Annotated in this window: 1 protein-coding gene; it reads left to right on the forward strand. The window is 72.3% G+C overall.

The annotated features are described in order from the left end of the window. Window positions 1-142: 142 nt before the first annotated feature. On the forward strand, window positions 143-1186 hold a 1044-nt coding region (locus tag ACYVE9_RS21035; protein ID WP_461029447.1), incomplete at its 3' end, for a PrsW family intramembrane metalloprotease.

A 1186-nucleotide genomic window follows, 5' to 3' on the forward strand; every position in this document is an offset into this window, starting at 1 on the left:
CTGAGCGGTGTCATCGAGCAGCCCTTAAGGTCAATGGGTGCGTCCACATGTCCCGGGGCCCGCCCCTGAGCACCGTCACGGTGCCCAGTACGGCACGACCGCCCCGAACGAGCAGCAAGACCGCACGTCCCGGTTTCCGGCGATGCCGGTGGAGCCCGCGCAGTGGCGCTACACCCCGCGCCGAGCGCCCTGGTGGCACCGGAGGGGGCTGCGCGCCGGGGCCCTGGTGCTGCTGCTGGCGCTGTGCGGACTGACCATTCTGGCCATCGTCCGCGAGCAGACGGGCACCGAGGGCTTCGTCATCGGCCTGCTGCTGTCGGTGCTGCCCGTCCCCCTGCTGATAGCCGCGTTCCGGTGGATAGACAGCGTCGAGCCGACGCCGTGGCGCCTCCTGGCCTTCGCCTTCGCCTGGGGCGCGTGCGCGTCGACGCTGGTCGCCGTCGTCGCGAACGGCTTCGCCACCGAGTGGCTGGCCACATCCGTCATCGCCGACGGTGACGTCGACGCCGTGGGGGCGACCGTGGTGGCGCCCGTGGTGGAGGAGATCGCCAAGGCGGCGGCCGTACTGATGCTGTTCCGGTACCGGCGGCACGCCTGCGAGGGTGTGGTGGCCGGGATCGTCGTCGCGGGCATCACCGCCACCGGTTTCGCGTTCACCGAGAACATCCTCTACCTGGGCAGCGCGTACGACGAGGACCAGATGCTCGGTTCGTCCGGGCTCGCGTCCACCACCGCGGCCACCTTCTTCATCCGGATCGTGATGTCGCCGTTCGCCCACCCGCTCTTCACCGCGATGACGGGCATCGGGTTCGGCGTGGCCGCCGCCCTGGCCCGCGACCGGCGGGCGCTGCGGGTCGCACTGCCGCTGCTGGGCCTGCTCACGGCGATCGTGCTGCACGCGCTGTGGAACGGGTCGGCGTCGCTGACCGGTCTGCACTTTCTCGCCGTCTACGCGCTGTTCATGATCCCGGTCTTCGCCACTCTGACCTGGCTCGCCGTCTGGTCCCGGCAGCGGGACCTGCGGACGGTGCGGGCCACGCTGCCCGCCTACGTGGCCCAGGGGTGGATGGCCGAGCCGGAGCCGCTCGCCCTCGGCTCGATGCGCGCCCGCGCCCTGGCCCGCAACCTGGCCCGGCGCGTCCACGGCGCGTCGGGGGCCCAGACCGTCTCCGAGTACCACGCGGCG

This window comes from Streptomyces sparsus, assembly GCF_054776295.1.